Genomic DNA, 26768 nt, shown 5'->3' with positions numbered 1-26768 from the left:
CTATACCCCCGGCTGTCGTTTGGCGAAACCTCGTGTAGGCTCACGATCCTGGGCCGGGCCCTGCGCGCCGGGCGAGCATGGGGAGGGGACATGGCGAGGTTTTCAGTGACCGAGGCGGCGACAGCCGGCTTCGGTGTCATCGGACGCAAGCCTTTGGCGGTGGTCGGTTGGGCGCTGGCCCTGGCCGTTGGGATGGTGATCCCGGCGATCCTGGCCTTCCTGGCGCTGGGGCCGCAGTTCCAGCAGTTCGTGCAGATGGCCTTGACCCAGAAGGAGGGCGCGCCAGATCCCGAGTTCATGCGCCAGATGATGCAGGCGCAGTCGGGCATGACGGCGGTGAACCTGCTGTTCTGGCTGTGGTCGTCCTTCATCAAGGGGGTGTTCTGCGCGGCGGTGTTCCGCGCCGTCCTGACCCCGAACCAGGCCTCGTGGGCCTATCTGCGGATCGGTTCGCGCGAACTGTGGCTGACCCTGCTGCTGCTGGTCGAGCAGGTGCTGATGATGATCGTCGTCTTCGTCGTGGCCCTGGTGATCGCGGTCCTGGCGGCGGTGGCGGGCGTCAGCGGCGGCGAGAACGGCGCGATGGCGGCGGTGAGCACGGCCTTCGCCGGCGCGGCGGTCGCTGCGGTTGTCCTGGTGTGGGTGGCTCTGCGACTGTCGATGGCCGCCCCGATGACCTTCGTCGACAACCAGTTCCGGCTTTTCGAGTCCTGGAACCTGACAAAGGGCCAGGGCTGGCGCTTGCTGGGCGTGGCGCTGCTGGTCGTGGTGTTCGTGATCGGGGTGGAGATCCTGGTCGCCGCGGTGCTGCTGGGCACGATCTTCGCGGCCGGCGGATCGTTGGCTGCGCTGCATGGCGACGGGGGTTTCGAGGCCTTCATGGCGCGACCGCCGTTGACGATCCTGCGTGAGGCCTGGCCCTGGTTGGCGGTGATCGGCGCGATCGGGGCGCTGTTCAGCGCGGTGGTCCAGGCGATCTTCTACGCCCCGTGGGCGGCCGTGCATCGGGCGTTGACCAAGGAGGCCTGACCACGGTTCGTGGCGTAGGCGTTACGCTCGACCGAAATCCTGCGTTCGGTGCGCGCCGCCATCGCCAGACGCGCGGCGAGCCCCTAGATTATGAGGGATAGCGGCGACTCATCCGGGCTGGGACCGGGCGCCGCGCCTGAGGGACGTGACGGGATGACGGAAGGATCGGCGGGAGTCAGTGCGACCCTGCGGGCAGGCCTTTCCGATGTGGGCGGGGCGGTGCGCGACTGCTGGGGCGCGCTCGCCTTCGCGGCGATGCTCAGCGTCGCCGCCGGCTCCTTGCCGTCCGGGGCGCGGTTCGTGATCGCTCTGGTCGCCGGCGTCATCGCCCAAGGCGCCTTGTTCCGGCGGGCGTTCAGCCGCGCGACGGGGCTCAAGGGGCTCCGCTGGGGGCGGGACGAGTGGCGCTTGCTCGCCGCCCAGCTGATGATCCTGGGCCTGTTTGTCCTGATCGGCTCGATCCTGCTGGTGATCGTCGGTGGCGTCGCGCTGGGTGTGGCGCGGACCGCAGCGCCGAACTTCGATCCCTCGACGGCGGAGGCCTGGCGCGCGGCGTTCGCTCAGGCGGGACCGGCGGGGCTGATCGTGGCGATCGTGCCCTTGGCCAGCTTGTTCGTCCTGATCTGGCTCGGGCTGCGCCTGTCGCTGTCGGCGCCGGCCACGGTCGACCAGGCCGGGGTGCGCGTGCTCAGCGCCTTCCCGCTCACTCGGGGGCGGACGCACATCCTGCTGGTCATTGGCCTGGCCATATCGATCCCGGTCATCGTCCTCAGCGCCCTGTTGGGCCTGGCGCCAGGGCAGGGGGCGATGGTCGCGGCGGTGATGGCCGGCTGCACCTATTTCTATGCGATGCCGGCCTGGACAGGCGCGCTCGCCCACTTCTACCGCCACAGTGCGGCACAGTAGGACGCCTGGATGTCTGTTCGCCCCGTCGACGCCGCCCTTGAAGGCCTGCAGACCATGCGCCGTCGGCCGCTGACCGTGCTGGCCTGGGCGGGCTTCTCCCTGGTCATGCTGCCGATCCTGGGCTTGCTGGTGAAGATCGGCCTGGGCGAGGAGGGCCGCCAGGTCCTGGCCGGTCGCGGCTCTTCGGCCGACCCGCGCGAGTTGCTGGACCTCGTCATGAGCCTGGGCGGCGTGATGGTGCTGCTGGTCGCCCTGGCCTTGCTGCTGGGCGCGGTGCTGCAGGCGGCGATCATCCGTTCGGTGCTTGAGCCGAACAACGATCGCTTCGCCTACTTGCGGCTCGGCAAGGAGGAGATCCAGCTGCTGATCGTGTCGCTGATCACCTGGGCGACGGCGCTTCTGTGCACGATCATCCCTTCGGGCGTGGTGGTGCTGGGCTCCTCGCTGCTGTCAGGCGCGGCCGCAGCCTGGTTCGCCTTCCTCGGCGCGCTTTCGGTGATCGGCTTCTCGCTGTGGGTGGCGGTGCGCCTGTCGCTGCTGGGTCCGCACGCCTTTTCGCATCATCACATCGACATCCGCGCGGCCTGGATCCAGACGCACGGGCAGTTCTGGCGACTGCTGGGCATGTTCGTGCTGACGATCGTGATCTGGATCCTGGTGCCGCTGCTGGGCGCGGCCGTGGCCGGGTTGATCGGCAAGTCGCTGACGGCGGTGGTCAACCTTGGCGCCAGCGGGCTGGCGGCGAGCAATTCGTGGCTGATCCTCACCCTGCTGGCCAACCTGCTGATGGCCCCGATCTTCCTGACCCTGCAGACGGTGATCCTGGTCGCCGCTCCGGCCCGCGCCTTCGCCCAGTTGAACCAGGACGAGATCGACGCGGGCCTCCACGCCTAAGTCCTCTAGGCCGATGCGCTGGGCCGCGCGGTCATGCGCTCGCGCCAGGCCAGCACGTGCTTGGCCTCGGCCGGTGTCGACAGGCCGGTGAAGTCGGCGAAGTCCAGGGTGGTCTGTCCGGTGATGTCGGCGATCGTATAGGTGTCGCCGGTCAGGTACGGGCGGCCATCCGCCAGCTCGCGGTCCAGCCACAGCTGCGCCTTCTCGACGACCTCGCGGTTGGATTCGCCGAACTCGACGTTCTGTTTCAGCAGGCGCGCGGTCAGCGGATGGGCGTGGCGCCAGAACATGCCGACCGGCACCATCAGGCGAAACTCCATCCGCCGGGTCCACATCTCGATCTGGGCCTGCTCGAGCGCGCTGACGCCGAAGAGCGGCGGATCGGGATGCAGAACCTCGAAGTAACGGCAGATGGCGATCGTCTCACTGATCGTGGTCCCGTCATCCAGCTCCAGCACCGGCACCTGGCCCAGGCTGTTGCGCGCCAGGTGTTCGGGGCTTCGGTGTCCGCCCTCGCGCAGGCCGATCCGGATCTCCGGGACCTCCACGCCCTTTTCCGCCAGGAAGATGCGCACCCGTCGCGGGTTGGGCGCGGGCATGGCTTCGCCGTACAGCTTCATCAGACCTCCCTCGGCCGCTTTGCATGGGCCGTTCAAACGAACGTTAGAGGCGAGCGCGTCGGAAGCAAGCCGCCCGGTGTCGATTTCGCGCGGGACGCCCTGTTGAACCGTCGCGAACCTTGTTAGGCCTAGAAGCAACCCTGGGTCCCACCATTCCACGAGCAAGTCATGGCGAAGTTCTCGGCCTCCGACGCGGCCTTTTCCGGTTTCCGCCTCGTACGGGAGAATCCTCGGACGATCCTGGTGTGGGGACTATTGATGACCGTGGTCGCCACCCTCTACACGGTAGTCTCGATCCACTTTTTCGGGCCGCAGATGGAGGCTTTCTCCACCTACATGGCGACCACCGACGGTGAACCGGATCCGCAGGCGATGGCCAAGGCTGCCGAGGGGCTTGGACCGGCCATGTTATGGGCCGTGCCCTACAGCCTGGTGTTGTCGGGTGTCGTGCTGTCCGCCGTAAACCGGCTGGTGTTGCGCCGCGGCGATCAGGGGTTCTTCCATCTGGGCCTCGGCATGGTCGAACTGCGGCAGATCGCCGTGGGCGTTTTGACCTACGCGACGCTGATGGGCGTGCTGTTCACCGGCGCCCTGTTGTCGGGTTTCCTGGGAGCGATGGGCGGGCCGGCCGGCGCCTTGCTGGCTCTGTTCAGCTTCGTCGGCGCGGTCAGCGCCATGATCTTTCTGGCGATCCGTCTTTCGTTCGCTTCAGCCGTTACCTTTGATAGCGGAAAGATCACCTTTTTCCGGACAATGGCGCTGACCAAGGGATGCTTCTGGCCGCTGTTTGGCGCCTATGTGCTCGCGATGGTGATGTGCGTGATAGTCGTCCTGCTGCTGATGACGATCGTCTCGGCCGTCGCGATGATCGCCTCTGGCGACTTCAGCGTGGCCGGTCGCCTGATGCAGGCCGACACAAGCTCGCTGAAGGCTTATTTCTCGCCGATCGGTATAGTTCAGTCGCTGTTTTCCGGCGTGCTGTCGGTGCTGACCAACCTGATCATCTTCGCTCCAGCGCCGACGGTCTACAAGGAACTGCGCGACCGCGAAGCGTCGGCCGCGATGGCGCCGAGCGGCTGGTAGCCTCGCTTCGTCATCCCATCATGCAAGACGGCCCCGGACATCGGTCCGGGGCCGTTTCTCTATGCGGGTGCGAAGCGTTAGGCCCGCTTGGCCTTCAGCGCCGCCACCCGCGCCTTGCGGCGTTCCTCGTGGCGGTCCAGCAGCTCCTTCAGGTAGCGGCCGGTCCAGCTGGCCTCGACCTTGGCCACGTCCTGAGGCGAGCCGACCGCGACGATCTCGCCGCCGCCGTCGCCGCCCTCGGGACCAAAGTCCAGAAGCCAGTCAGCCGTCTTCACGACATCCAGATTGTGCTCGATGACGACCACGGTGTTGCCCTGGTCGGCCAGCTCGTGCAGCACCTCAAGCAGCTTCTTGGTGTCTTCGAAGTGCAGGCCGGTGGTCGGCTCGTCGAGGATGTAGAGCGTGCGGCCGGTGGCGCGCTTGGAGAGCTCCTTGGACAGCTTCACGCGCTGGGCCTCGCCGCCCGACAGAGTCGTGGCCTGCTGGCCGACCTTGATGTAGCTGAGGCCGACGCGCTTCAGCGTCTCCATCTTGTCGCGGATCGGCGGCACGGCCTTGAAGAAGTCGGCGGCCTCTTCGACGGTCATGTCCAGGACGTCGGCGATCGTCTTGCCCTTGAACACCACGTCGAGCGTTTCGCGGTTGTAGCGCTTGCCCTTGCAGATATCGCAGGTGACGTAGACGTCGGGCAGGAAGTGCATCTCGATCTTGATGACGCCGTCGCCCTGGCAGGCCTCGCAGCGGCCGCCCTTGACGTTGAAGCTGAAGCGCCCCGGGCCATAGCCGCGCGCCTTGCTTTCCGGCAGGCCCGCGAACCAGTCGCGGATCGGCCCGAAGGCGCCGGTGTAGGTGGCCGGGTTTGAGCGGGGCGTCCTTCCGATCGGCGACTGGTCGATGTCGATGACCTTGTCGAAGTGCTCAAGGCCCTCGATCCGCTCGTGCGGGGCGGGGGCGTCGCTGGCGTTGTTCAGACGGCGCGCGGCGGCCTTGTAGAGGGTCTCGATCGTGAAGGTCGACTTGCCGCCGCCCGACACGCCGGTGATGCAGGTGAAGGTGCCCACGGGGATCTCGGCCGTGACGCCCTTGAGGTTGTTGCCGGTGGCGCCGACGACGCGCAGCATCTTCTTCTTGCTGAACGGCCGGCGCTGTTCGGGCACCTCGATCTCGCGCGCGCCGGTCAGGTACTGACCCGTCAGGCTCTTGGGATTGGCCATGATGTCGGCCGGCTTGCCCTGGGCGACGATCTCGCCGCCGTGGACGCCTGCGGCCGGGCCCATGTCGATCACATAGTCGGCGGTGAGGATCGCTTCCTCGTCGTGCTCGACCACCAGCACCGAATTGCCCAGGTCCCGCAGGCCCTGCAGCGAGGTCAGAAGGCGGGTGTTATCGCGCTGGTGCAGGCCGATCGACGGCTCATCCAGCACGTAGAGAACCCCCGTGAGGCCCGAGCCGATCTGGCTGGCCAGGCGGATGCGCTGGCTCTCGCCGCCCGACAGCGTGCCCGAGCCGCGCGACATGTTCAGATAGTCGAGGCCGACATCCACCAGGAACCGCAGGCGATCGTTGATCTCCTTCAGGATCCGGCGAGCGATTTCCATCTGCTTGGCGGTCAGCAGGTCTTCGAGGCCGCTGAACCAGTCCCGCGCGGGGCGGATGGCCATCATCGACACCTCGGCGATGTCTTTTCCAGACACCTTCACCGCCAGGGCCTCGGGCTTCAGGCGCTTGCCGTGGCAGCTTTCGCACGGGGTGTCGGACTGGAAGCGGCCCAGCTCCTCGCGCACCCAGCTGCTATCGGTTTCACGCCAGCGGCGCTCCAGGTTCGGCAGCACGCCCTCGAACGGCTTTTCGACCTCGTATTTGCGGGCGTTGTCGTCATAGACGAACTTGATCGTCTGCCCCTTGGAGCCGTTCAGCACCACGTCGCGGGCGTCGGTCGACAGCTTGTGCCACGGCTCGTCCATCGAGAAGCCGTAGTGCCGCGCCAGGGCCTGCAGGGTCTGGGTGTAGAGCGGCGAGGGCCCCTTGGCCCAAGGCGCGACGGCGCCGCCGTGCAGGGTGCGGTCCTTGTCCGGGATCACGAGGTCGGCGTCGAAGGCCAGCTTTGCGCCCAGGCCATCGCAGGCCGGACAGGCGCCGGCCGGATTGTTGAACGAGAACAGGCGCGGCTCGATCTCGGCGATCGTGAAGCCACTGACCGGGCAGGCGAAGCGTTCGGAGAACAGGATGCGCTTGGGCTCGGTCTCGCCTTCCTCAAGCGTAGCGAACTCGGCGACGGCCAGGCCGTCGGCCAGACGCAGAGCCTGCTCGATCGAGTCGGCCAGGCGCTGCTCCATGTCGGGCTTGGTCACCACGCGGTCCACGACCACGTCGATGTCGTGCTTGAACTTCTTGTCGAGCGCCGGGGCGTCCTCGATCGGATAGTACTGCCCGTCGATCTTCAGCCGCTGGAAGCCGGCCTTCTGCCACTCGGCGATCTCCTTCTTGTACTCGCCCTTGCGGTCGCGAACGACGGGGGCCAGCAGGTAGAGACGCGTGCCTTCGGGCAGGGCGGTGATCTTGTCGACCATCTGGCTGATGGTCTGGCTCTCGATCGGCAGGCCGGTGGCGGGCGAGTAGGGGGTCCCGACCCGCGCCCAGAGCAGACGCATATAGTCGTGAATCTCGGTCACCGTGCCGACGGTCGAACGCGGGTTGCGGCTGGTGGTCTTCTGCTCGATCGAGATGGCCGGAGACAGGCCCTCGATCAGATCCACGTCCGGCTTGCTCATCAGCTCCAGGAACTGACGCGCATAGGCCGACAGGCTCTCCACGTAACGGCGCTGGCCCTCGGCGTAGATCGTGTCGAAGGCCAAGGACGACTTGCCCGAGCCCGACAGGCCGGTCAGCACGACCAGCTCGCCGCGCGGGATGTCGACGCTGACGTCCTTGAGATTGTGCTCACGGGCGCCGCGAACGCGGATGAAGTTCAGTTGCTCAGCCATGTTTTCCGGAACGTTGGACCGCGAGGGTGGTCGCGGCGCAGCGGCTATATGTAGGGCTCAACGCGCGGATTAACACAAGAACAAGATGCGAACAAATCTCGCGCGCGCGAGCTGAGCCGCCTGCTGACAGAAACTGTCAGTAGGGCGCGCGTGCGCGGCGTCCATTCGCAATCCCTAAACCCTGTTTGGAAGCGTGATCTTCAGGCTGGGCGTGCTTCAACGGCCACGCTCGGGCGAGGTCCGGGCGCATAGGGAAGAACGCTCATGGCCAAGAAGGCCGCCGAAAGCGGAAAGCAAGAAGCCAAGCACGAGGCGTTCGACGCCCTGAAGGCTCCCAAGCCGCGCTCGATCGTCATCGACATGCTGGTGTTCATTGGCGGGATCGGCTCGCTGATCTACGTCCTGAACACCATGGCGCCGAGCTAGACAGCCGAACGCCACGCTTGCCGAACGCCGTTCGCAAGCGTAGACACCGCGCCTTCCCATCCGATGGAGGCCCTCATGATCAGCAAGACGGAAGACCGCTTCGTCCTTCCCGTTTCCCTGACCGTGGGCTCGCATGTCCTTCATCACCCTGGATTCCGTCGCCGCCGCCACGCCTGACGGCCGGCCTCTCTTCGAAAACCTGAACCTGACCCTCGGGGCCGAGCGCATCGGCCTGGTGGGCCGAAACGGCGCGGGCAAGAGCACCCTGCTGGCGCTGATCGCCGGCGTGCGCGCGCCGCGCTCGGGAACCATCGCCCGGACCGGTTCGATCGGCGTTCTGGAGCAGATCCCCGACCTTTCCAGCGCGACGCGTCTGGCTGACCTGCTGGGCGTCGGCGCGGCCTGGGATCGCTTGTCGCGCATCGAGCGTGGTGAGGGCGATGACGCTGACCTGTCCGACGCGGACTGGACCTTGCCGGCGCGGCTGGACCAGGCCCTGGCCGACGTCGGTCTCGCAGGAATGGCCGCAGAGCGTCCGGCGGCGTCCCTGTCGGGCGGCCAGGCGACGCGCGCGGGCCTCGCGCGGCTGCTGATCGCCGCGCCGGACGTTCTGCTGCTGGACGAGCCGACCAACAATCTGGACGCCGACGCGCGCGAGGTGGTCGCCCGGCTGTTGTCGCGCTGGCGGGGCGGGGCGGTGGTGGTCAGCCACGACCGCGCCCTGCTGCGCGGCATGGACCGGATCGTCGAGCTTTCGTCGCTCGGCGCGCGGTCCTACGGCGGTGGCTACGACCTGTACGCCGAGCGTAGGGCCTTGGAAGCCGACGCCGCCCGCCGCGACCTTGACCACGCCGAGCGCGAGGTGAGGCGCGTCACCCGCGAGGCGCAGGTCGCGCGCGAGCGAAAGGAGCGTCGCGACGCGGCCGGTCGCCGTTTCGCCGACCGGGGCGGGACACCGAAGATCCTGCTGGGCGCCATGGCTGAGCGCGCCGAGAACAGCGGGGCCAAGGAGGGGCGGCTCGCCGAGAAGCTGGCCGCCCAGGCTCAGGCCGCAAGAGCGGCGGCCGAGGCGCGCGTCGAGCGCGCGCGAGCGCTGGGCTTCGAGCTGCCTTCTAGCGGCCTGCCAGGGGCGCGCACGGTGCTGGCCCTGGAGGATGCCGCCTTCGCCTGGCCGGGCGGCGCGCCCATGATCGACGGCGTGTCCTGGCGGATCTGCGGCCCTGAGCGCGTGGCGCTCGCCGGTCCGAACGGCGCGGGGAAGACCACGCTGATCCGCCTCATCACGGGAGACTTGGTCCCCACGCGGGGCGCTGTGCGGCTGGGCGCGCCGTTCGCCCTTCTCGACCAGCGCGCCACCCTGCTGCGGGACGAGGAGTCGATCCTGGAGAACTTCCGGCGACTGAACCCGGCCGCCAGCGTCAACGACGCCCATACGGCCCTGGCGCGCTTCCTGTTCCGCAACACCGCGGCGCATCAGGCGGCGGGGACCCTGAGCGGGGGCGAGCGCCTGCGGGCGGCTCTGGCCTGCGTGCTGTGCGGCGCGATCCCGCCTCAGCTGCTGATCCTGGACGAGCCGACCAACCATCTGGATCTGGCCTCGATCACGGCGATCGAGACGGCTCTGTCGGCCTATGACGGCGCGCTGCTGGTCGTCAGTCATGACGAGGATTTCCTGACGGCGATCGGCGTCGAGCGACGGATCGCGCTCAAAAAGCGTGACGCCGAAAAGGATGTCGCCTAAAGTCATGTGACCGGTAACATTGGGCCTGACTCAATGATCCGCGACGCAGGGCGAGGGCGATATGGAAGGCGGTCGAGACCACCCGCTGAGGGTGGCGTTAAGCGAGCTGATGCATCTGAGGGCCCTGCCGCTGGACCGCGCGCCGGTCCGGCTGCGGCAGTGGGTGTTCCTGGTCGACGCGGACGAGCGCGCCTCTGAAGCCGCCTTCGTCGCTTTGGTCGCGCCGGGCCAGGATCCGGCGCTCGGGCGGGTTCTGGTGGCGGATGGCGACGGGGGCTGGCTGTGGGAGCGCCATCAGGAGTTCTCGACCTGGACCTGGTTCGCCTGTGGGGCGCTGGGGAACGAGCTTGGCTTTGAGAGCCAGTCGCCCGAAACCTTCTTCTGGCTGTACGGCGCGCCCGGCGAGGTCTTTCGCGGCGTCGAGATCTCGGTCTCCGCGCCGGGTGCGGATCCGCCTCCTGAGGCGGCGTTAGGACGTCACATCGATCTGCATCGCTGCGTCTCGTGCGAGGTGTTCGACGGCGCGGCGCAGATCTGGACTGACTTTCGACTTCGCGAGGGCGGGACGGGCCGCATCCATGTCCGCAATCACAGCCTCGCCTATGACGAGGTGTCGCGGCTGGTCCAGACCCTGCTGGAGATCGGCAACTATCGAAAGCTGGCCCTGATCGGTTTCCCGCCGGGGCGCGAACTGCTGGTCTGGCTGGACGGCGCCGAGGGGCGGTTGGCGGCGATCACCAGCGGCTTGGCGAAGGGGGATGACAGCCAGGCGGTGCTGGACCAGCTCCTGACCCTCTCGGCCGAGGTCGAGCTGCGGGCCGCCAAGAACCAGTTCCGGCGCGGCGCGACGGAGTCGTACCACCGGCTGACGCTGGACCGACTTGAGGCGCTGCGCGAGCGCCGCGTGCCGGGCCATTCGACCATGAGCGAGTTCATCGCCCGCCGCCTGCTGCCGGCCATGCGCACCCGCGAGGCGGCCGACCGACGCCTTGATGATCTGTCGCTGCGGATCGCGCGCAGCGGCGACCTTCTGCGCACCAAGCTTGGCCTGGCCCAGGATCGCCAGAACCAGGAAACCCTGCGCGGCATGGACGCCAGCCTGCAGCTGCAGACCAAGCTTCAGGGCCTGGTTGAGGGGCTGTCGATCTTCGCGGTCGGCTATTATGTGCTGGGCCTGCTCGGCTATCTGCTCAAGCCCTGGCTGCACGGCTGGCCGGGCGGGGCCGAGCTTTTGTTGTCGGCCTTGGTCCCTCTGGTCCTGATCGTGGCCGCCGCCAGCCTGCATCGCCGCAAGAAGCGATTGATCGGCGGGCCGGACTAGGGCCTTAGTCCCGGGCTTGAACCTTGACGCCTTCATTCGCGAACATCTGCCGCTGGAGCCGACCCCGGGAATACCCGAGGTGCGCCTGCATCGCGCGACGCCTCGGAGCGGCCTGATGCGGCTGGCCAAGGCTGATCCAGACTTTGGCTCCCCCTATTGGGCGCGCCCGTGGGGCGGCGGCCTCGCCCTGGCCCGGCATGTCCTGGACCATCCCGAACGCGTGGCCGGACGACGGGTTCTGGATCTGGGCGCCGGATCCGGGCTTGTGGCCATCGCTGCGGCGCTGGCGGGCGCGCTCCAGGTGCGTGCGGCCGATGTCGATCCCTACGCGCTTGCGGCGACGCGCCTCAACGCCGACGCCAACGGTGTCGCAGTCGAGACGGTCCTTGGCGACCTGACGACGGGCGATGTTCCGGGCGCCCACCTGATCCTGGTTGGGGACCTGTTCTATGACCAGGATCTGGCGACACGCGTGATGGACTTCCTAGAGCGCTGCCAGGCTGTCGGGATCGCCGTGCTGATCGGCGATCCCTGGCGCGTGTTCCTGCCGGCCAAGAGACTGGCCTTGGTGGCGGAGTATCAGGTCGCCGACTTTGGTGATCCTAACGGCGCCGCACGGCGGGCGGGCGTCTTTACGCTGACACCCTGAACCGGCTTCAAGCCGCGCGGTCGATCCGGGTCACGAAACAGCCGTGCGCGGCGTTGTGGGCGTGGAGGTAAGCCGCGCTGGGCGTCGCCAGTTGACGTTCGATGGCGGCCGGCAGGGCCTCGTCCCTGGCGATCTCGGCGTTCAGCAGCATCCCGCTTTCGTCGAAGGCGCGCAGCGCGATCGGGCGCCCCAGCATAGCGGGCGGCAGGGTGTTCTCGCCGGTCCAGGCCGCGACAGCGCTTTTGCTGACATAGATGGCGTAGGACGAGCGATACGGCGTGTCTGCGGTCTGATGGGCGTGGTTGAGCAGCAGCACGGTTTCGCCGATCTCGGCGTCTCGCAACGCGATACGGCATGGAAAGCCGGGCTTGGCGGTGGCTTTGCGCCGAACGACGCCCCGCGCGGCCAGGGCCGCATCGTCCAGGGCGAACAGGGGGGCGAAGTTTTCGGCGGGCAGGCCGGAAATGACAAAGGACATGGATGGGCTCCGAAGCGATTGAACGCCTCTGGATGCCGTCAACCGGGCCTTGCTCTCCACCCGATCCTTGCGGGCGCCTGGGCCTTGCGCGACCTTAGGCCTTACGGTTCAGCGTGATCGCCGCGCCGTGCTGTGGCCGATCGGTGACCATGCCGCCGGCGCCATAGGTGGTGGCGGGCGCGGCGCGCTGGCTGGCGATCTCCTGCGCCACCGCGTGGACGAGGCCCTCGGTGACGGTCTTGGCTGCGTTCACCGCGCGCGCCTGGCGGGCCAGCACGGCGTCGAAGGCCTCGGTGGCGCGCATCAGCCGCTGACGCAGCTCCAGACGCGCGCTCTCGACCAGCGCGACATTGGCGCGGACCCGCATCGACTCATGGCGATACAGGTTGGCGAGCTTGGCGGTCTCCTCGACGTACCGCGCCGCCTCGTGCGGGCGATGCGTCTCGAAGGCGACCGCTTCCTTGGCGATCAGGTCGGTCAGGCGTTCGGTCAGCAGGATCAGCTGGTGGACGCGATCGTCGGCGTCGACGGCGGCGATGGCCATGACTTTACTCCTTCAGGCCCTGAAGCTTCAGCATTTCGCGCTGGATCGTCGACGACAGGCCAATGCCGCCCGCCTGGGCGATTTCCTTCGACATCGCGTCGGTGAGGATCGACTTGAACATCGCCTCGCCGTTGCCGCCGCCGAACGGCGCGGAGGTTTTGACCCCCTCGAACATCTGCTGGGTCATGACCGACAGGAACGAGGCCTCGAAGGTCTTGGCGGTGTCGGCGATCCGGGCGCGCTTGGCCTTCTCCTCGGCCGACATCACCAGTTGCTTGGCGGTGGTCGCGGCGGCGTCGATACGCGGGGTAAGGCTGGCGAGGGCGGAGAGGGCGTTCATCACATCACCTCGATGTCGGCTTGCAGCGCGCCGGCGGCCTTGACCGCCTGCAGGATCGAAATCATGTCGCGCGGCGTGACGCCCAGGGCGTTGAGGCCGCCGATCAGGCTCTTCAGTGACGGCGCGCCGCCCAGGGTGAGAAGCTTCTTGCCCTTCTCCTCCTCGACATTGACGGTCGACTGCGGGACCACGGCGGTCTGGCCCTGGCTGAAAGGGGCGGGCTGGCTGACGCCTGGGCTTTCCTGAACGGTGATCGTCAGATTGCCCTGGGCGATGGCGACCTGGCTGATGCGCACGTCGTCGCCCATGACGATGACGCCGGCCACTTCGTCGATCACCACCTTGGCCGGACCGTCGGGCTCGACCATCAGGTTCTCGATGTTGGTCATGAAGCTGATCATGTCCATGCCGGGCGGCGGCCGGGTGGCGATGATCGTCGGGTTCTGGGCCTGGGCGCAGCCGGGGAACTTGGCGTTGATGGCGTCGGCCACGCGGCGAGCGGTGGTGAAGTCCGGATTGCGCAGGGTCAGGCGCATGATGTCCATATTGACCATCTGGAAGCCGGTCTCGCGCTCGATCACACCGCCGCCGGCGATGCGGCCGGCCGTCGGCACGCCCTTGATCACCGAGCTGCCCGAGGCGCCGCCGGCCGAGACCGAACCCGTCTGCACCGTGCCCTGGGCGACCGCGTAGGTCTGGCCGTCCGCCCCCTGCAGGCTGGTGACCAGCAGGGTGCCGCCCAAGAGGCTCTTGGCGTCGCCCAGGGTCGAGACGGTGACGTCGACTTTCGAGCCCGAGGCCGAGAACGGCGGCAGGTTGGCGGTGACCATGACCGCGGCGGTGTTCTTGGTGTTCAGATTGTTGTCGCGAACATTGACGCCCTGCCGCTCCAGCATGGCCTCGAGGCTCTGCTTGGTCATCGGCGCGTTGCGCAGGCTGTCGCCGGTGCCGTTGAGGCCCACGACGATGCCGTAGCCGATCAGCTGGTTCTCGCGGACGCCCTCGAAGGCGACGATGTCCTTGATCCGCGACTTGGCCAGCGCCGGCGCGCCGACCAGGCAAGAGGCGGCGACCAGGGCGGTCAGAACGGTGCGAAAGAATGAACGCGGCATGGCTGTCCCGTGGCGGGGAGACGTCCCCGCGCCGCCCCATGCCAGAAGCGGGCCAGTTTTATGAACGCGTCCAATCCCTTGTGACTCAAGGGTTTCCACAATGGGCGCTGGTCAGGATGGCGCCTCACGGCAGAATCTGCCCGGCATTAACCATACTTCAAGCGGCGGGACTGATAGTGCTGTACGCAGCGAGGTGAGTGACTCGCGCGCTTGGCTTTTGGAGCTGTCGGATGAAGGTTTCCAGCACGGGGGGCGTCTCGGCGACCGGCGCGTCGCGAGCCAAGCCGGCCGGTGGTTCGTCAGGCTTCTCGCTGCCCTCGGTCAACGCCGCCAGCGGCGCGGCCAGCACCGCCTCGGTCGGCGGCCTGACCGGCGTGGGCTCGGTGGATGCGCTTCTGGCGCTGCAGGCCGCAGGACCCGTCGGCGGTCCTCTGGAGCGCCGCAAGCGTGCGGTGCGCCGCGCCGACAACATCCTCGATATTCTAGGCGAGGTGCGGATCGCCCTGATCGATGGCGAGATCTCGCCAGACGCCCTGGACCGGCTTTCGCGCGCCATCCGCGAGCAGCGCGAAGCGACCGATGATCCTCGGCTGGAGGGGGTTTTGAACGAGATCGAGACCCGGGCGGCCGTTGAGCTCGCCAAGCTACAGTTCAGGGCCAGCTAGCATGGGCCGGGGGGGCGTCCTTCAGGCGATCATGCCGCTGACGCAGGCCACACGCCCCTCGCTGGCGCCCGCTTTCGCCGGAAAAAATAAGCCTCGTGGGCGAACGCGCGCTTGTGAACGCATCACTAACGCGAGGTTCATTGAACACGGCTCACCTTTTGGTATAAGCACGCGGCCTTCGAGGGCTGAGTTCATTGGGGCGTGAGGCGTTAATGCAAACGGCCACAGTTCTAGTAGAGAAATCCAACTACCGTCCTTCCGAGGACGAGCCTTTTGTGAACGACCGGCAGCTTGAATATTTCAAGCAAAAGCTGCTGGCTTGGAAGGAAGAGATCCTCCGCGAATCTCGCGAGACGGTTTCCCATCTCCAGAAAGAAACCGAGAATCACGCCGATCTGGCCGATCGCGCGTCCTCGGAAACCGACCGGGCTCTTGAGCTTCGTACCCGCGATCGTCAACGCAAGCTGATCTCCAAGATCGACCAGGCCCTGCGCCGCGTCGAGGACGGCTCGTATGGCTATTGCGAGGAGACGGGCGAGCCGATCGGCCTGGCCCGACTGGAAGCTCGCCCGACGGCGACCATGAGCGTCGAGGCCCAGGAACGCCACGAGCGTCGCGAACGCGTCCACCGTGACGACTAAGCGCTGACTTGGCGCGCCCTTCGGGGCGACTGATGTGTTTCAAGCGGCCTTGGGTGGGGAGCCCAGGGCCGCTTTTGTTTGGGGCTAACCCTCTTGCAAGCCTGTGCGGTCCGCTGGAAAGTCGGCCCCATGATCAAGCTTTCGACCTTTCGCTGGGCCGTTGCGGCGGCCGTTGTCGCGGCCGCATCCTCCTCCATGGCCCACGCAGCCGATCCGCCGGCGACCGAGCGTTGGTGGAGCCACGTCAAGGCGTTGGCCGACGACGGCATGGAAGGCCGCCTGGCGGGAACGCCCGGATACGACCGCGCCGCGGCCTATGTCGCCGACCGCTTCGCCGCCCACGGCCTGAAGCCGGCGGGGACGCAAGGCTATATGCAATCTGTGGCGTTCACCGTGCAGCGCGTCTTTCCGGATCGTTCCAGCGTCACCTTGACCGCTGGTGGCGTCTCGACGCCGCTTGTGCTGGGTGAGGACGTGGTGTTGACCGCTCGCATCGCTCAACCGGCCAGCCTGGCGGACGCGCCGTTGGTCTTCATCGGCTATGGCCTGCACATGCCGGAAGCCGGACACGACGACTTCGCCGGTGTTGATCTGCGTGGCAAGGTCGCTGTGGTGCTGAGCGGCGGTCCTTCCAATGTTTCAGGCGCGCTCCGCGCTCACGCCGCCCGCGAGCGTTGGGAGCCCTTGCAGAAGGCCGGCGCCGTCGGCCTGATCACGATCCAGAACCCCAAGCAGGTCGAAATACCCTGGGAGCGCTCCAAGCTCCGCGCCGTTGAGCCAGTGATGCGGCTCGCAGACCCCATGATGAACGCCGTGAAGGGGGAGTTCTTCACCGCCGCCATGAACCCCGCCATGGCGTCGAAGTTGTTCGCAGCCTCGGGGCGAACGCTGGGGGAGCTGCTCGTTCTGGCGGACGCGGGCAAGGCCGTGCCGGGCTTTGCGCTGAATCAGAGCGTGCGGGCCACGGTGGCGCGCGAGACGACCGAGGCGGTCTCGGCCAACGTCGCGGCCCTGTTGCCGGGCTCGGACCCTGTGTTGTCCAAGGAGTACGTCGTTCTCACCGCCCACCTGGACGGGCTGGGCGTTGGGACGCCGATCAACGGCGACGCGATCAACAATGGCGCGATGGATAACGCCAGTGGCGTCGCCTCGCTGATCGAGCAGGCCGCCGCCCTGAAGGCCGGGGCGCCGCCCAAGCGCTCGATCCTCTTCGTGGCGGTCACGGCCGAGGAGCAGGGTCTGCTGGGATCGCAGTACTTCGCCGAGCGGCCGACCGTGGCCAAGACCGCCATTGTCGCCAATGTGAACATGGACATGTTCATGCCGTCCCGCCCGGCCTCGAACATCATCGTGATGGGCGAGGAGGAATCGACCCTCGGGCCTGTCGCGCATCGCGCGGCGGCCAGTCAGGGCTTCACGGTCATGCCCGACCCGGCGCCCAATCAGCTCAGCTTCGTGCGCTCCGACCAATACAGCTTTATTCGTACCGGCGTTCCGGCCCTGGCCGGCCGTCTGGCGCATCCACCGGGATCGCCGGAAGCCGCCGCTGATCGCCAATGGCGCGCCGAGCGCTATCACGGACCCAAGGACGATCTGACCCAACCCTTCGACCTGCCGACGGCGGTGCGTTTCAACGCCTACATGGCCACCCTGATCCGTGAGATCGCCAACACGCCCGAACGTCCGCAATGGCTGCCAACCAGCTTCTTCCGGCGGTTCACCACGGGGAAGTAGTTCACCACATCGTCTTGGCGGCCCGTTCCGGCCAGTCCTGGTCATACGCCTCGCCGCCGACCTCGCCGGCGGTGGCGGCGGCGAGCATGGCGCCCGGCGTCGGCAGGGTCTGAGGATCCACCTGGCTTTCGAGCTTCCAGAGGCCCGAGCGCACGATCGCACGGGCGCACTGGAAATAGGCCTCATGGACCGTCACCACCGTGACCGTGCGCGGCGGCTTGCCGTCGACGGCGAAGCTGTCGAGCAGCGCCGGATCGGCGCTCAGCACCGCGCGACCATTGACGCGGAAGGTCGTGCCCGAGCCCGGGATCAGGAACAGCAGGGCCACGCGCGGATCGCGGACGATGTTGCGCAAGGAGTCGATGCGGTTGTTGCCGCGGCGATCCGGCAGCATCAGCGTGCGGGGATCGGCGATGCGGACGAAACCGGGCAGGTCGCCGCGCGGACTGCAGTCCAGCCCCTCGGGGCCGACGGTGGCCAGGGCCACGAACGGCGAGGCCTGGATCAGCGCGGCGTAGTGCGGGGTGATGTGGTCGGTGACCTTGACGGTCGATGCGGGCGCCGGCGCAGGCTGGTACAGGGCCTCAAGCGCCTCGACGGTGGTGATCTCGTGCATCGCGTCCTCCCGTGCGCCGGGTTGTACGGGGCGCGAAAGACGCTCGCAACTCAGGCCGCGAACGCGCGCGCGCAAGCTTCGGCCAGATGGCGCGGCGAGATCGGCTTGTCGACCACCGGCTTAAGACCGTCGCGCACCTGATCGGCGTTGCCGGTGACATAGACGACCGGGATATGCCCCAACTGGCGCTGGATGGCCTCGACGGCCTCGACGCCGGTGCCGCCCACGATGCGATAGTCGGCGGTGATCAGATCCGGGGGATTGGCCAAGGCAAGGGCCAGCGCGTCGCCGGGGCTGTCGGCGATATCGAAACTGGTAAAGCCCTGCTCCGCCAGGAGGGCTTCGACCTCGAACGCGACGAGGATTTCATCCTCGATGATCAACACGTGTCGGGCCTTCTCGTGCTCGGTCATCGCCGCAGCCTTCTCCGTCGTCCCAGGACCCATTTCAATGTCGTGTCGGCCTCATAGGCTAGTCGCTTTTTCGTGATCTGATGAGCAGCGGCCGTCTTTCGCGCCGCTTCGGCTGTCTCGGGCCGTAAAGCAGGGTATGAAAGGGGAAAACAAGCCTTAGCAGGAGCGCCCCTTGTCTTTGATCCTCACCGAAAAGCGTGGCCACATCGCCATCCTCACCTTGAATCGTCCTGACGCCATGAATGCGCTGGGCGCGCCGGGCGATGGCGACCAGGTGGCGGCGGCCTGCGAGGCGATCAACGACGACCAGGACATCCGCTGCGTGATCCTGACCGGCGCTGGCAAGGCCTTCTCGGCCGGCGGCGACGTCAAGGCGATGAAGGCCCGCGAAGGCGCGTTCGGCGGCAACGGCGTCAAGGTGCGCGACGGCTATCGCAAGAACATTCACCGGATTGTCCGCGCCATCTATGGCCTGGAAGTTCCCTCGATCGCGGCGGTCAACGGCGCGGCGATCGGCCTGGGCTGCGACGTGGCCTGCATGACCGACATCCGCATCGCCGCCGACACCGCGCGGTTCGGCGTCACCTTCCTGAAGCTGGGCTTGATCCCCGGCGACGGCGGCGCCTGGCTGATGCCGCGCACGATCGGCATGAGCCGTGCGGCCGAGCTCCTGTTCACCGGCGACGTCATCGACGCAGCCAAGGCGGCCGAGTGGGGCTTGATCAGCAAGGCCGTTCCGGCCGGCGACCTGATGGGCGAGGCCCTGGCCCTGGCCGAGCGGATCGCGGTCCAGCCACCGCACGCCCTGCGCATGGCCAAGAGTCTGCTCAAGCACGGCCAGACCGCCAGCTACGACACGCTTATGGAGATGAGCGCGGCGGCCCAGGCCATCGCCCACCACACCGAGGACCACATGGAAGGCGTCGACGCGATCCTCGAAAAGCGCGCGCCTGTGTTCAAGGGCGCCTGAGGATGGGTAAGGAGGCGAGCGGCGTCTGGGGCCAGCTGTCCGACGGCGAAAGCGAGGGCAAGCTTCTGTGGGAGCCGCCCAAGCTGATCTTCCGTGGCGCTGTGCGCGGCATCTATCAGGGCCACGCCCTCAAGAACGTCCGCGCCCAGGGCGACGACCTGGTCTTGAGCGACGGCACGCGCTTCACCCTGGAGCCTGGCCAGGCCGACAAGTGGGTCCACGCGATCCTCAACCCGCCCTCGCGCCTGGACAAGCTGGGCGTGAAGCCCGGCATGACCGTGGTGATCGACGGGGTCGAGGACGAGGCGTTCCTTGAAGAGCTGGCGACCCGCGTGGAGCCGGTCGAGGCCGAGGAGGGGATCGATCTCCTGTTCCTGGCCGCCGAAGATCTGGCCGATCTCGACCGCATGGACGACTGGAAGGGCGCCCTGGCCGACAAGGGCGCGATCTGGGTCGTCTCGCGCAAGGGCAAGGGCGCGCCGCTGAAGGACACCGACATCCTGGGCGCGGCGCGCGGCATGGGGTTCTCGGACACCAAGGTGTGCGGGTTTTCGAGCACGCACACGGCGTTGCGGTTCGTGCGGCGCAAGGGCGAGTAGGGGCGCGGGGCGGTGTTCACAGTTCAGAGACACCGCCCCAGTCCATGGCTCGCCCCCTTCGTCCGAGCCTTCGAGGCGCGGTCGCAGCGGCTGGACGTGCTGATCGTGCCTCGGCCGCTGCCGGCCCGGCCCGAGCACTTTCTGGAATTCTATCTCGCCGATCGCTACCGGGTGCGCGAGGCGGCCACCGGGGCGGTTGATACGGCGCCGCCCGCCGTGCTCGTAGGGCCCCAGACCTACCGCCGGGTGGATGTGCTGCTGACCGGTCAGCTTGATCTCTTCACCATCCAGTTCACGCCGACGGGGTTCAGCGCCCTGTTTGGCCATCCGACGACCGTGTTGACCGACCAGGCCCACGACGCGCGATCGGTGCTGGGCGAGCGTGTCGGCGAGATCAGCGAGCGGCTCGCCGCGACGCCGGACATGACCCGTCGTGTCGCCATCGCGGAAGCCTGGCTAGGGCGTCTGGTCTCGGGCGCGCCGGAGGACCCCATCGCCTGGGCGGCGCGCCAGATGACGCGGTTGACGGGCGGTGTCCGGGTGGCTGAGCTGGCGGCGCTGACCGACTTGAGCGAGCGACAGTTCGAACGGCGCTTCACGGCGGCGGTCGGTGTCGCGCCCAAGCGCTATGCGCGGATCCTGCGGTTCCGCGAGGCTCTGCGGCTGCACGAGATGGGGGACGCCAGCGGCTGGGCCGCCATCGCCCATGCGGCCGGCTATGTCGATCAGGCGCACATGATCCACGAGTTTCGCGCGCTGTCCGGCGAGACGCCCGAGCGGCTGGCGCGGTCCCTGGCGCCGGCGCGCGAGAGCGGCTCCAGCTGAGGGTTTCGGCCCGCCGCGTGTCGGAAAACTACAATCGGCCGCCGTCGCGCCGTCCTGGCGTGCGGGCATGGCGGGCGAGGACGCGGACATGATCGATAGACGCACAATGTTGATGGCGGGGGGATTGGCGATGACGACGACGATGGTGAAGGCGGGCGAGGGAACCGACGCGATCCAGGCCCTGATCCAGGCCTATTTCACCGCTTGGAACACCAATGCGCCGGAGCGGTTCGCGGAGATTTTCTGGCCAGACGGCTCGTGGGTGAATGTGGTGGGCATGCATTGGCGGGGGCGCGATCAGATCGTCTTCGCGCACACCGCGTTCCTCAAGACCATCTTCAAGGACTGCAAGCAGGAGCTGGTGAGTGTTGAGGCGCGAACCATCGCGCCTGGCTCGGCCCTGGCGGTGGTCACCTTGATCCAGGACGCCTACGTCACGCCCGATGGTCGCCAGATGCCTCGGGCGCACGACCGACTGACCCTGCTGGCGGTCGAGCGGGAAGGGGTGTGGCGGTTCATCCACGGACACAACACGATCGTGAATCCAGACGCCGCCAACAATGACCCGGTGCTGCGGATGAAGCCGGCCTGACGAGACTGGCGCCTAGAGCGACGCCGTTCCTCTAGGCGCGCTGACGATCCTTGCCTCAAGAGCGCGCCGCCGTTCCGACTGGCGTTGATAGAGAAAGTTGTAGGGTAGCCCCAGGCGGAGGCTGGCCTGGCAGGGCGGAGCGCCGCGCACGGCGACCTTTTCGGCGACCGCCCCTGCGGCCCTCAGCGCCAGCGTCTCGAGCGACGACAGGTCATGCTCGGGGCCGAGCGCCAGCCTTTCCCTCACCACCGGCGGCAACAACGAAACGGCGGCGCGCGCCAGGGTTCGCTGCAGAGCCTTGGGAGCAGCGGGCGCGATCTTGGATGACCGAATGGTCGCCAGAAACTCATCCACGATCGGATGCGGCTCGAAGCGTGGCGACAGCGCCTGCAGCATCGCCATGAACGCGGCTTCGGAGCCTGGCGAGGCCGTCGCGCCATAGAGGTGGGCGACGGGCGCGGCCTCTTCGTAGAAGCGGGTTTTGTCGGCCTCGGTCAGCGGCGCGACGAACTGGTCGTAGGCGGTGACGAAGCCATAGACGGCCGTGGCGGCGACCCAGTTTAAAAGCTCGGGGTCCAGAGCCGTATAGGCCTGGCCGTCCGGCGTTTCGCCCGACACACGCTCATGCATGTGGGTGACGCCTTGGATGACCCGCCGCGCCGCTGACGCCGGGCCATAGACCCCGATCAGGGCGGCGGTTCCGGTGCGCATGGCGCGGCCGATCGGATCGGTCTTGAAGGTGGAGTGGTCCCAGACCCCCGACCGGATGCGCGGCTCGGCGAACTCAAGCAGCACCGCCGCCACGCCCCCGACCGCCAGGGCGATCGGGTTCTTGTAGACGCGCCAGTGCATCGAGCCGGGGTCCAGCAGAGCCGGCTCGCCGGGCGGGCTGGCGTAGTCGATCTTCCAGCCGAGATAGGAGGACGGACCGATCATCTCAGGCCTTTTCGCCTCTCAATCCGATCCCGGCGGAGGGACGAAAGCCATGCCTCCGCCCCTTGCGTTTCCGATCAGGCCGGTTCCAAGGCCTTTTCAGGCTTGGCCTTGGCGGCCTCGCCGGTCTTGCGGCCAAACTGCATCACGCCGTCCTCGACCTTGCCCATGCGCAGGGTCATCAGGTCCAGCGCGTAGTTCTGGTGCACCTTCCAGGGCTTGCGTGTCCCCTGCTTGGGGAAGTGGCCGATCGAGCGGGTGATGTAGCCCGACGAGAAGTCCAGCCACGGCGCGGCCTCGACCTCGCCGTCGAGGCGCGGCACGCAATAGTCGGCGCCCGTGCGGTCCATGTGGTTGAGCAGGCGGCAGACATATTCGCTGGTCAGGTCGGCCTTCAGCGTCCAGCTGGCGTTGGTGTAGCCGAACACCGAGGCCAGGTTCGGCACGTCGCTGAACATCATGCCCTTGTAGCTCATCGACTGCGACAGGTCGGCGACCTTGCCGTCGACCACGACCTCCATGCCGCTCAGCAACTGGAGCTGCAGGCCGGTGGCGGTGACGACGACGTCGGCGTCCAGGGTCTTGCCGGACTTCAGCAGGATGCCGGTCTCGGTGAAGCTGTCGATGTGATCGGTCACGACCGAGGCCGCGCCGCTCTTGAGCGAGTCGAACAGGTCGGCGTCGGGCACCAGGCACAGGCGCTGGTCCCAGGGATTGTAGCGCGGCGTGAAGTGGGTCTCGACGTCGAAATCGGGACCCAGGTGCTCGCGGACCATGCCCAGCAGGCGTTCCTTGACCTTCTCGGGCTTCTTGCGGGCCAGGTTGAAGAAGAACAGCTGGAACAGCACGTTCTTCCAGCGCGTGATGCCATAGGCGGTCATCGCGGGCAGTTTCGAGCGCAGCCAGTTGGCGATCCCGTCCTCGGCCGGACGCGACACCACATAGGTCGGAGAGCGCTGCAGCATGGTGACGTGGGCGGCGGTCTTGGCCATCTCGGGCACCAGGGTCACGGCGGTGGCGCCGCTGCCGATCACCACGACCTTCTTGCCGCTGTAGTCGAGGTCCTCGGGCCAGTGCTGGGGATGGACGATGCGGCCCTGGAAGCGCTCGGTCCCGGCGAAGTCCGGCGTGTAGCCCGCCGAATAGCGATAGTAGCCCGAGCACATGTGCAGGAAGCGGCACGTCAAGGTGACGGGCTTGCCGTCATGTTCGGCCTCGACGGTCCAGGTCGCCGTCTCGCTGGACCAGCTGGCGCGCTTGACCAGATGCTTGAAGCGGATGTGCCGGTCGATGTCGTGCTCGCGGGCGGTCTCGCGGACATAGTCCAGGATCGACGGGCCGTCGGCGATCGCCTTGGCGGCCTTCCACGGCTTGAAGCTGTAGCCCAGGGTGTACATGTCGCTGTCGGAGCGGATGCCGGGATAGCGGAACAGGTCCCAGGTGCCGCCGATCGCCTCGCGTCCTTCCAGGATCGCATAGGTCTTGCCCGGGCAGTGCTTTTGCAGGTGATAGGCCGCGCCGATCCCTGAAAGTCCCGCGCCCACGATCAGTACGTCGACATGTTGCATGGCTATCTGTGTCCCGCCCCGAGGAAGCGCGGCGCGCTTCCGTGTTCTTTTCGCGTGCGCCCGACGGTTGACCCGGCGTGGCGTATGTGAACGTTGTTCACCAACAAACGACCGTTTTGACCGAACGTCAACCGTGACCCGGCGGCGCGCATGCGGGTTTTGATTGCGTACGGAAGGAGCGGGGGCTTAATCGGTATCTCATGTCCCTTCGCGACTTCGGCCTTCTGGTGCTGATCTGCCTGATCTGGGCGGGCAGCAACATCATCTCCAAGCTGGTGGTCGCCCATTGGGGCGTGCCGCCGCTGTATTATGCCGCCGTGCGCTTCGCCCTGGTGGCGGCGCTGACCTTGCCCTGGCTGTTGCCCGCGCCGAGGCCCACCTGGCGGATGGTGCTGGTCGGCCTTCTGATGGGCGGCGGCAATTTCGCCCTGCTGTTCATGGGCTTCCAGACCGCCTCGCCGTCGGCGGCCTCGGTGGTGATCCAGGTCGGGGTGCCGTTCACGACCCTGCTGTCGGTGCTGATCCTGGGTGAGAAGATCCGCTGGCGCCGAGGGCTGGGCATCGCTCTGACCCTGCTGGGCGCTGTGGTCGTGATGTGGAGCCCTCACGGCATCGAGCTGTCGGCGGGGCTCTGGCTGATCGTCGCGGCCGCCTTCACCGGTTCGCTCGGCGCGGTGATGATGAAACAGATCGAAGGCGTCAAACCGCTGCAGTTCCAGGCCTGGGTCGGCTTCTCGTCGGTCTGGCCGCTGGCGGCGATGAGCGCCTTCATGGAGCCGGGGCAGGTCGCGGCGGGCTTTGCCGCAGGCTGGCCGTTCGTCGCGGCGGTGGTGTTCTCGGCCGTGGTGGTTTCGATCCTGGCCCATACGGCCTATTACGGGCTGATCCAGCGCTATGAGGCTAATCTGATCGCGCCGCTGACCCTGATGACGCCGCTCTTCACGATCGGCATGGGCGTGGTGGTCACCCATGACCACTTCGATCTGCGGATGGGAATGGGCGCGGCCCTTGCGCTGCTGGGCGTTCTGATCATCGCGCTTCGGCGGAATCAGGTCATGCCGCTGTTGATGTCGATCCGGAACCGCGTCCAATGAGCCTGTCCATTATCGAGGCCCCGTCGCCGAACTTCGACGCCCGCAAGGCCGTGCCCGACACCGTGATCCTGCACTATACGGGCATGGAGACCGGCGAGGCGGCGATTGAGCGCCTGCGCGATCCCGAGGCCAAGGTCAGCGCCCACTACTGCGTCGAAGAGGACGGCCGGATCGTGCGCCTGGTGCCCGAAGAGCGCCGGGCCTGGCACGCGGGCGCGGCCTTCTGGAAGGGCGTCAAGGACATCAACTCGGCCTCGATCGGTATCGAGATCGTCAATCCCGGTCACGAGTTCGGCTATCGCCCGTTCCCGGAGGCCCAGATCGCGGCGGTGATCAACCTCCTGGCCGACGTGCGCTCGCGCTGGATGATCCCCGACGGCCGTATTCTTGGCCACTCTGACGTCGCGCCGGCCCGCAAGATCGATCCGGGCGAGCTCTTCCCCTGGAAGCGCCTGGCTGAAAGCGGCCATGGCCTGTGGATCGAGCCTGCGCCCTCGCCCGGCGCGCCGCTGGGCCAGGGTGAGGAGGGGACGGGCGTCTTCGCGCTGCAGGCGGGCCTGACGCGGCTCGGCTATGACTGCGCGCCTAGCGGCAAGTACGACGAGTGGACCACCACCGTGGTCTCGGCTTTCCAGCGCCACTGGCTGCAGAGCCGCTTCGACGGCATCGCCGATGGCGAGACCCGGGCGCGTCTGGTCGGCCTGCTGCGGGCGGCGACCGACTGATGCATCCGGCCAAGCCGTTTCATGTCGAGGACCGCGTGGTCCTGCTGGACTTCCTGCGCGCCCATCCCTTCGTGACGATCGCGGCCTCCGTGGGCGGGCGGCCCTTCGTGGCCCAGTCGCCGGTCGTGATCCGCGAGCTGGACGGCGAGATCGCCCTCGACTTCCACCTGTCGCGCGGCAACGTCCTGACGCCGCACCTGACGCAAGGCTTCCGGGCGGTGGTCCTGGCGACCGGCGTCGACGCCTATGTCAGCCCCGACTGGTATGAGAGCCCCGACCAGGTCCCGACCTGGAACTATCTGTCGGTGGAAGCCGAGGGTTCGGTGGCGTCGCTGAACGACGAGGAGCTGGTCGCGCTACTTGATGACTTGTCGGCCCAGGAGGAAGCGCGCCTTGCGCCGAAAAAGCCCTGGACCCGCGACAAGATGAAGTCCGGCAAGTTCGAGGCCCTGCTGCGCGGCATCCAGGGCGGACGCCTGTTCGTCGAGCGCCTGGAGGGCACCTTCAAGCTCTCGCAGAACAAGTCCGACGCCGACCGCCTGGGCGCGGTAAAGGGGCTTGGCGAGCATCCGATCGCAGGGCTGATGCGCTCAACATAGTCTGTCATCCCGGACAAGCGCGTAGCGCGCAGATCCGGGACCACGGCAAGCGCCGACATTTCTGGCGGTCCCGGCTCTCCCCCCGGCTCAAGGCCGGGGTCCGGCCGGGATGACACATGAAAGTTGACCTCGCTGGCCAGTAAGGTCATTGAACGCCCGGACCAGATGATCGGGCGGTCGCGTCGTCTTCGGACGCCGAGGAAAGTCCGGGCTCCACGGTGACAAGGCGGTGGGTAACGCCCACCGGGAGCGATCCCAGGGATAGCGCCACAGAAAGCAAACCTCCTCCCTACGGGGCGGGAAGGGTGAAAGGGTGGGGTAAGAGCCCACCGCGGACCTGGCGACAGGGACGGCATGGCAAGCCCCGCCTGGAGCAAGACCGAATAGGGATCCCGCGTCGGCCTCGCGTCGACTAGGCCGTCACTGGCTGAGAGGATCCGGGTAGGTCGCGAGAGCCGTCCAGCAATGGCCGGCCTAGAGGAATGATCGTCGCCGTCTCGCAAGAGGCGGAACAGAACCCGGCTTATAGATCATCTGGTCCCCTTAAATCCTCCCCCCAGCGGGGGAGGTGGTCGCGAAGCGACCGGAGAGGGAAGGGCTTCGCGCGCCCGCCTATCCCCTCTCCGTCGGCTACGCCGACACCTCTCCCACGGGGAGGGGGTTTTCG

General features: G+C 67.4%; 29 protein-coding genes, 1 other RNA gene and 1 pseudogene. 21 read left to right on the top strand and 10 right to left on the bottom strand.

Annotated features, from left to right (window positions below):
• Window positions 1-90: 90 nt before the first annotated feature.
• The 3 genes from CA606_RS13415 to CA606_RS13405 all read left to right on the top strand — a co-directional run bounded on the left by CA606_RS13415 (window position 91) and on the right by CA606_RS13405 (window position 2829).
• Window positions 91-1029, top strand: a complete 939-nt coding sequence (locus tag CA606_RS13415; protein WP_096050667.1) for a hypothetical protein — start codon at window positions 91-93, stop codon at window positions 1027-1029.
• A gap of 153 nt (window positions 1030-1182) precedes the next feature.
• Complete coding sequence (locus CA606_RS13410; protein WP_096050668.1) at window positions 1183-1935, top strand: hypothetical protein; 753 nt, start codon at window positions 1183-1185, stop codon at window positions 1933-1935.
• Window positions 1936-1944: 9 nt separating this feature from the next.
• On the top strand, window positions 1945-2829 hold the full coding sequence (locus CA606_RS13405) for a hypothetical protein (protein WP_096050669.1): 885 nt from the start codon (window positions 1945-1947) through the stop codon (window positions 2827-2829).
• A gap of 5 nt (window positions 2830-2834) precedes the next feature.
• Here CA606_RS13405 and CA606_RS13400 read toward each other — a convergent pair whose 3' ends face one another.
• Window positions 2835-3449, bottom strand: a complete 615-nt coding sequence (locus CA606_RS13400; protein WP_096050670.1) for a glutathione S-transferase family protein — start codon at window positions 3447-3449, stop codon at window positions 2835-2837.
• 168 nt (window positions 3450-3617) lie between these two features.
• Here CA606_RS13400 and CA606_RS13395 point away from each other — a divergent pair, with 168 nt between their 5' ends.
• Window positions 3618-4532 carry a hypothetical protein gene (locus CA606_RS13395; protein ID WP_096050671.1) on the top strand — a complete coding sequence of 305 codons (915 nt, stop codon included), beginning with the start codon at window positions 3618-3620 and terminating at the stop codon, window positions 4530-4532.
• Between the two features lie 77 nt (window positions 4533-4609).
• On the opposite strand, the gene uvrA is transcribed toward CA606_RS13395, so the two are convergent.
• Window positions 4610-7516, bottom strand: coding sequence for an excinuclease ABC subunit UvrA (gene uvrA / locus CA606_RS13390; protein WP_096050672.1), 2907 nt, complete (start codon window positions 7514-7516; stop codon window positions 4610-4612).
• Between the two features lie 264 nt (window positions 7517-7780).
• Here uvrA and CA606_RS13385 point away from each other — a divergent pair, with 264 nt between their 5' ends.
• The 5 genes from CA606_RS13385 to CA606_RS13365 all read left to right on the top strand — a co-directional run bounded on the left by CA606_RS13385 (window position 7781) and on the right by CA606_RS13365 (window position 11653).
• Complete coding sequence (locus CA606_RS13385; protein ID WP_096050673.1) at window positions 7781-7942, top strand: hypothetical protein; 162 nt, start codon at window positions 7781-7783, stop codon at window positions 7940-7942.
• 63 nt (window positions 7943-8005) lie between these two features.
• Window positions 8006-8119: a hypothetical protein gene (locus CA606_RS13380; RefSeq protein WP_181242582.1), complete on the top strand. Its 114-nt coding sequence runs from the start codon at window positions 8006-8008 to the stop codon at window positions 8117-8119.
• Complete coding sequence (locus CA606_RS13375; RefSeq protein ID WP_096050674.1) at window positions 8076-9683, top strand: ABC-F family ATP-binding cassette domain-containing protein; 1608 nt, start codon at window positions 8076-8078, stop codon at window positions 9681-9683. The genes CA606_RS13380 and CA606_RS13375 overlap by 44 nt, the downstream gene beginning before the upstream one ends.
• Before the next feature lie 61 nt (window positions 9684-9744).
• Window positions 9745-11004: a DUF3422 domain-containing protein gene (locus CA606_RS13370; protein WP_096050675.1), complete on the top strand. Its 1260-nt coding sequence runs from the start codon at window positions 9745-9747 to the stop codon at window positions 11002-11004.
• Window positions 11005-11020: 16 nt separating this feature from the next.
• On the top strand, window positions 11021-11653 hold the full coding sequence (locus CA606_RS13365) for a class I SAM-dependent methyltransferase (RefSeq protein ID WP_096050676.1): 633 nt from the start codon (window positions 11021-11023) through the stop codon (window positions 11651-11653).
• A 7-nt stretch (window positions 11654-11660) separates the two neighbouring features.
• Here the strand turns inward: CA606_RS13365 and CA606_RS13360 are convergent, their stop codons facing one another.
• From CA606_RS13360 to CA606_RS13345, 4 genes are all read right to left on the bottom strand, one after another.
• Window positions 11661-12131 carry a DUF1203 domain-containing protein gene (locus tag CA606_RS13360; RefSeq protein ID WP_096050677.1) on the bottom strand — a complete coding sequence of 157 codons (471 nt, stop codon included), beginning with the start codon at window positions 12129-12131 and terminating at the stop codon, window positions 11661-11663.
• A gap of 94 nt (window positions 12132-12225) precedes the next feature.
• Complete coding sequence (locus CA606_RS13355) at window positions 12226-12675, bottom strand: flagellar basal body protein (RefSeq protein WP_096050678.1); 450 nt, start codon at window positions 12673-12675, stop codon at window positions 12226-12228.
• A gap of 4 nt (window positions 12676-12679) precedes the next feature.
• Window positions 12680-13015 carry a rod-binding protein gene (locus tag CA606_RS13350; protein WP_096050679.1) on the bottom strand — a complete coding sequence of 112 codons (336 nt, stop codon included), beginning with the start codon at window positions 13013-13015 and terminating at the stop codon, window positions 12680-12682.
• Window positions 13015-14127: a flagellar basal body P-ring protein FlgI gene (locus tag CA606_RS13345; RefSeq protein ID WP_096050680.1), complete on the bottom strand. Its 1113-nt coding sequence runs from the start codon at window positions 14125-14127 to the stop codon at window positions 13015-13017. The genes CA606_RS13350 and CA606_RS13345 overlap by 1 nt, the downstream gene beginning before the upstream one ends.
• A gap of 230 nt (window positions 14128-14357) precedes the next feature.
• Between CA606_RS13345 and fliX the strand changes: the two genes are divergently transcribed.
• The 3 genes from fliX (at window position 14358) to CA606_RS13330 (ending at window position 17167) form a co-directional block, all read left to right on the top strand.
• Window positions 14358-14792 (top strand): flagellar assembly regulator FliX, encoded by a 435-nt coding sequence (fliX, locus tag CA606_RS13340; protein ID WP_096050681.1) that lies wholly within the window; start codon window positions 14358-14360, stop codon window positions 14790-14792.
• Between the two features lie 212 nt (window positions 14793-15004).
• Complete coding sequence (gene dksA, locus CA606_RS13335) at window positions 15005-15433, top strand: RNA polymerase-binding protein DksA (RefSeq protein WP_096050682.1); 429 nt, start codon at window positions 15005-15007, stop codon at window positions 15431-15433.
• 129 nt (window positions 15434-15562) lie between these two features.
• On the top strand, window positions 15563-17167 hold the full coding sequence (locus CA606_RS13330; RefSeq protein ID WP_096050683.1) for a M28 family metallopeptidase: 1605 nt from the start codon (window positions 15563-15565) through the stop codon (window positions 17165-17167).
• Window position 17168: 1 nt separating this feature from the next.
• Here CA606_RS13330 and CA606_RS13325 read toward each other — a convergent pair whose 3' ends face one another.
• Together CA606_RS13325 and CA606_RS13320 are read right to left on the bottom strand one after the other, a co-directional pair.
• A complete protein-coding gene (locus CA606_RS13325) occupies window positions 17169-17783 on the bottom strand; it encodes a pyridoxamine 5'-phosphate oxidase family protein (RefSeq protein WP_096050684.1) in 615 nt (204 codons plus the stop codon).
• Between the two features lie 50 nt (window positions 17784-17833).
• The gene (locus CA606_RS13320) at window positions 17834-18196 is read right to left on the bottom strand and encodes a response regulator (RefSeq protein WP_096050685.1); all 363 of its coding nucleotides are present in this window, start codon (window positions 18194-18196) and stop codon (window positions 17834-17836) included.
• A gap of 172 nt (window positions 18197-18368) precedes the next feature.
• On the opposite strand from CA606_RS13320, the gene CA606_RS13315 reads away from it, so the two are divergent.
• From CA606_RS13315 to CA606_RS13300, 4 genes are all read left to right on the top strand, one after another.
• Window positions 18369-19166 (top strand): crotonase/enoyl-CoA hydratase family protein, encoded by a 798-nt coding sequence (locus CA606_RS13315; protein WP_096050686.1) that lies wholly within the window; start codon window positions 18369-18371, stop codon window positions 19164-19166.
• Window positions 19167-19168: 2 nt separating this feature from the next.
• Window positions 19169-19765 (top strand): DUF3052 family protein, encoded by a 597-nt coding sequence (locus CA606_RS13310; RefSeq protein ID WP_096050687.1) that lies wholly within the window; start codon window positions 19169-19171, stop codon window positions 19763-19765.
• A 12-nt stretch (window positions 19766-19777) separates the two neighbouring features.
• The gene (locus tag CA606_RS13305; protein ID WP_096050688.1) at window positions 19778-20590 is read left to right on the top strand and encodes a helix-turn-helix domain-containing protein; all 813 of its coding nucleotides are present in this window, start codon (window positions 19778-19780) and stop codon (window positions 20588-20590) included.
• A 67-nt stretch (window positions 20591-20657) separates the two neighbouring features.
• Window positions 20658-21182, top strand: coding sequence for an SgcJ/EcaC family oxidoreductase (locus CA606_RS13300; RefSeq protein WP_096050689.1), 525 nt, complete (start codon window positions 20658-20660; stop codon window positions 21180-21182).
• A gap of 12 nt (window positions 21183-21194) precedes the next feature.
• Here CA606_RS13300 and CA606_RS13295 read toward each other — a convergent pair whose 3' ends face one another.
• Both CA606_RS13295 and CA606_RS13290 read right to left on the bottom strand, forming a co-directional pair.
• A complete protein-coding gene (locus CA606_RS13295) occupies window positions 21195-22118 on the bottom strand; it encodes an oxygenase MpaB family protein (protein WP_096050690.1) in 924 nt (307 codons plus the stop codon).
• Window positions 22119-22192: 74 nt separating this feature from the next.
• On the bottom strand, window positions 22193-23689 hold the full coding sequence (locus CA606_RS13290) for a flavin-containing monooxygenase (RefSeq protein ID WP_096050691.1): 1497 nt from the start codon (window positions 23687-23689) through the stop codon (window positions 22193-22195).
• 194 nt (window positions 23690-23883) lie between these two features.
• Here CA606_RS13290 and CA606_RS13285 point away from each other — a divergent pair, with 194 nt between their 5' ends.
• From CA606_RS13285 to rnpB, 5 genes and pseudogenes are all read left to right on the top strand, one after another.
• Complete coding sequence (locus CA606_RS13285; protein ID WP_096050692.1) at window positions 23884-24777, top strand: DMT family transporter; 894 nt, start codon at window positions 23884-23886, stop codon at window positions 24775-24777.
• On the top strand, window positions 24774-25502 hold the full coding sequence (locus CA606_RS13280; protein ID WP_096050693.1) for an N-acetylmuramoyl-L-alanine amidase: 729 nt from the start codon (window positions 24774-24776) through the stop codon (window positions 25500-25502). Before CA606_RS13285 ends, CA606_RS13280 begins: the two co-directional genes overlap by 4 nt.
• Complete coding sequence (locus CA606_RS13275) at window positions 25502-26101, top strand: FMN-binding negative transcriptional regulator (RefSeq protein WP_096050694.1); 600 nt, start codon at window positions 25502-25504, stop codon at window positions 26099-26101. The genes CA606_RS13280 and CA606_RS13275 overlap by 1 nt, the downstream gene beginning before the upstream one ends.
• A 25-nt stretch (window positions 26102-26126) precedes the next feature.
• A pseudogene (locus tag CA606_RS20595) lies at window positions 26127-26216 on the top strand (hypothetical protein); the annotation flags it as partial.
• Window positions 26217-26262: 46 nt separating this feature from the next.
• Window positions 26263-26643, top strand: an RNA gene (gene rnpB / locus CA606_RS13270) — RNase P RNA component class A.
• Window positions 26644-26768: the final 125 nt, after the last annotated feature.

This window comes from Caulobacter vibrioides, from assembly GCF_002310375.3.
Classification (GTDB): Bacteria; Pseudomonadota; Alphaproteobacteria; order Caulobacterales; family Caulobacteraceae; genus Caulobacter; species Caulobacter vibrioides_D.
Note: the sequence above shows the minus strand (reverse complement) of the source record. Positions and strands in the feature narration are given on the sequence as shown.

Excerpts from the sequence above, each read along its gene's own strand:
- CA606_RS13415 (WP_096050667.1), top strand. The coding sequence starts at position 91 with ATGGCGAGGTTTTCAGTGACCGAGGCGGCGACAGCCGGCTTCGGTGTC.
- CA606_RS13320 (WP_096050685.1), bottom strand. The coding sequence starts at position 18,196 with ATGACCGAGCACGAGAAGGCCCGACACGTGTTGATCATCGAGGATGAA.
- CA606_RS13345 (WP_096050680.1), bottom strand. The coding sequence starts at position 14,127 with ATGCCGCGTTCATTCTTTCGCACCGTTCTGACCGCCCTGGTCGCCGCC.
- dksA (WP_096050682.1), top strand. The coding sequence starts at position 15,005 with ATGCAAACGGCCACAGTTCTAGTAGAGAAATCCAACTACCGTCCTTCC.
- CA606_RS13310 (WP_096050687.1), top strand. The coding sequence starts at position 19,169 with ATGGGTAAGGAGGCGAGCGGCGTCTGGGGCCAGCTGTCCGACGGCGAA.
- CA606_RS13370 (WP_096050675.1), top strand. The coding sequence starts at position 9,745 with ATGGAAGGCGGTCGAGACCACCCGCTGAGGGTGGCGTTAAGCGAGCTG.
- CA606_RS13410 (WP_096050668.1), top strand. The coding sequence starts at position 1,183 with ATGACGGAAGGATCGGCGGGAGTCAGTGCGACCCTGCGGGCAGGCCTT.
- uvrA (WP_096050672.1), bottom strand. The coding sequence starts at position 7,516 with ATGGCTGAGCAACTGAACTTCATCCGCGTTCGCGGCGCCCGTGAGCAC.
- CA606_RS13350 (WP_096050679.1), bottom strand. The coding sequence starts at position 13,015 with ATGAACGCCCTCTCCGCCCTCGCCAGCCTTACCCCGCGTATCGACGCC.
- CA606_RS13405 (WP_096050669.1), top strand. The coding sequence starts at position 1,945 with ATGTCTGTTCGCCCCGTCGACGCCGCCCTTGAAGGCCTGCAGACCATG.
- CA606_RS13375 (WP_096050674.1), top strand. The coding sequence starts at position 8,076 with ATGTCCTTCATCACCCTGGATTCCGTCGCCGCCGCCACGCCTGACGGC.
- CA606_RS13380 (WP_181242582.1), top strand. The coding sequence starts at position 8,006 with ATGGAGGCCCTCATGATCAGCAAGACGGAAGACCGCTTCGTCCTTCCC.
- CA606_RS13385 (WP_096050673.1), top strand. The coding sequence starts at position 7,781 with ATGGCCAAGAAGGCCGCCGAAAGCGGAAAGCAAGAAGCCAAGCACGAG.
- CA606_RS13280 (WP_096050693.1), top strand. The coding sequence starts at position 24,774 with ATGAGCCTGTCCATTATCGAGGCCCCGTCGCCGAACTTCGACGCCCGC.
- CA606_RS13330 (WP_096050683.1), top strand. The coding sequence starts at position 15,563 with ATGATCAAGCTTTCGACCTTTCGCTGGGCCGTTGCGGCGGCCGTTGTC.
- CA606_RS13400 (WP_096050670.1), bottom strand. The coding sequence starts at position 3,449 with ATGAAGCTGTACGGCGAAGCCATGCCCGCGCCCAACCCGCGACGGGTG.
- CA606_RS13325 (WP_096050684.1), bottom strand. The coding sequence starts at position 17,783 with ATGCACGAGATCACCACCGTCGAGGCGCTTGAGGCCCTGTACCAGCCT.
- CA606_RS13395 (WP_096050671.1), top strand. The coding sequence starts at position 3,618 with ATGGCGAAGTTCTCGGCCTCCGACGCGGCCTTTTCCGGTTTCCGCCTC.
- fliX (WP_096050681.1), top strand. The coding sequence starts at position 14,358 with ATGAAGGTTTCCAGCACGGGGGGCGTCTCGGCGACCGGCGCGTCGCGA.
- CA606_RS13285 (WP_096050692.1), top strand. The coding sequence starts at position 23,884 with ATGTCCCTTCGCGACTTCGGCCTTCTGGTGCTGATCTGCCTGATCTGG.
- CA606_RS13355 (WP_096050678.1), bottom strand. The coding sequence starts at position 12,675 with ATGGCCATCGCCGCCGTCGACGCCGACGATCGCGTCCACCAGCTGATC.
- CA606_RS13300 (WP_096050689.1), top strand. The coding sequence starts at position 20,658 with ATGGCGGGCGAGGACGCGGACATGATCGATAGACGCACAATGTTGATG.
- CA606_RS13360 (WP_096050677.1), bottom strand. The coding sequence starts at position 12,131 with ATGTCCTTTGTCATTTCCGGCCTGCCCGCCGAAAACTTCGCCCCCCTG.
- CA606_RS13295 (WP_096050690.1), bottom strand. The coding sequence starts at position 22,118 with ATGATCGGTCCGTCCTCCTATCTCGGCTGGAAGATCGACTACGCCAGC.
- CA606_RS13275 (WP_096050694.1), top strand. The coding sequence starts at position 25,502 with ATGCATCCGGCCAAGCCGTTTCATGTCGAGGACCGCGTGGTCCTGCTG.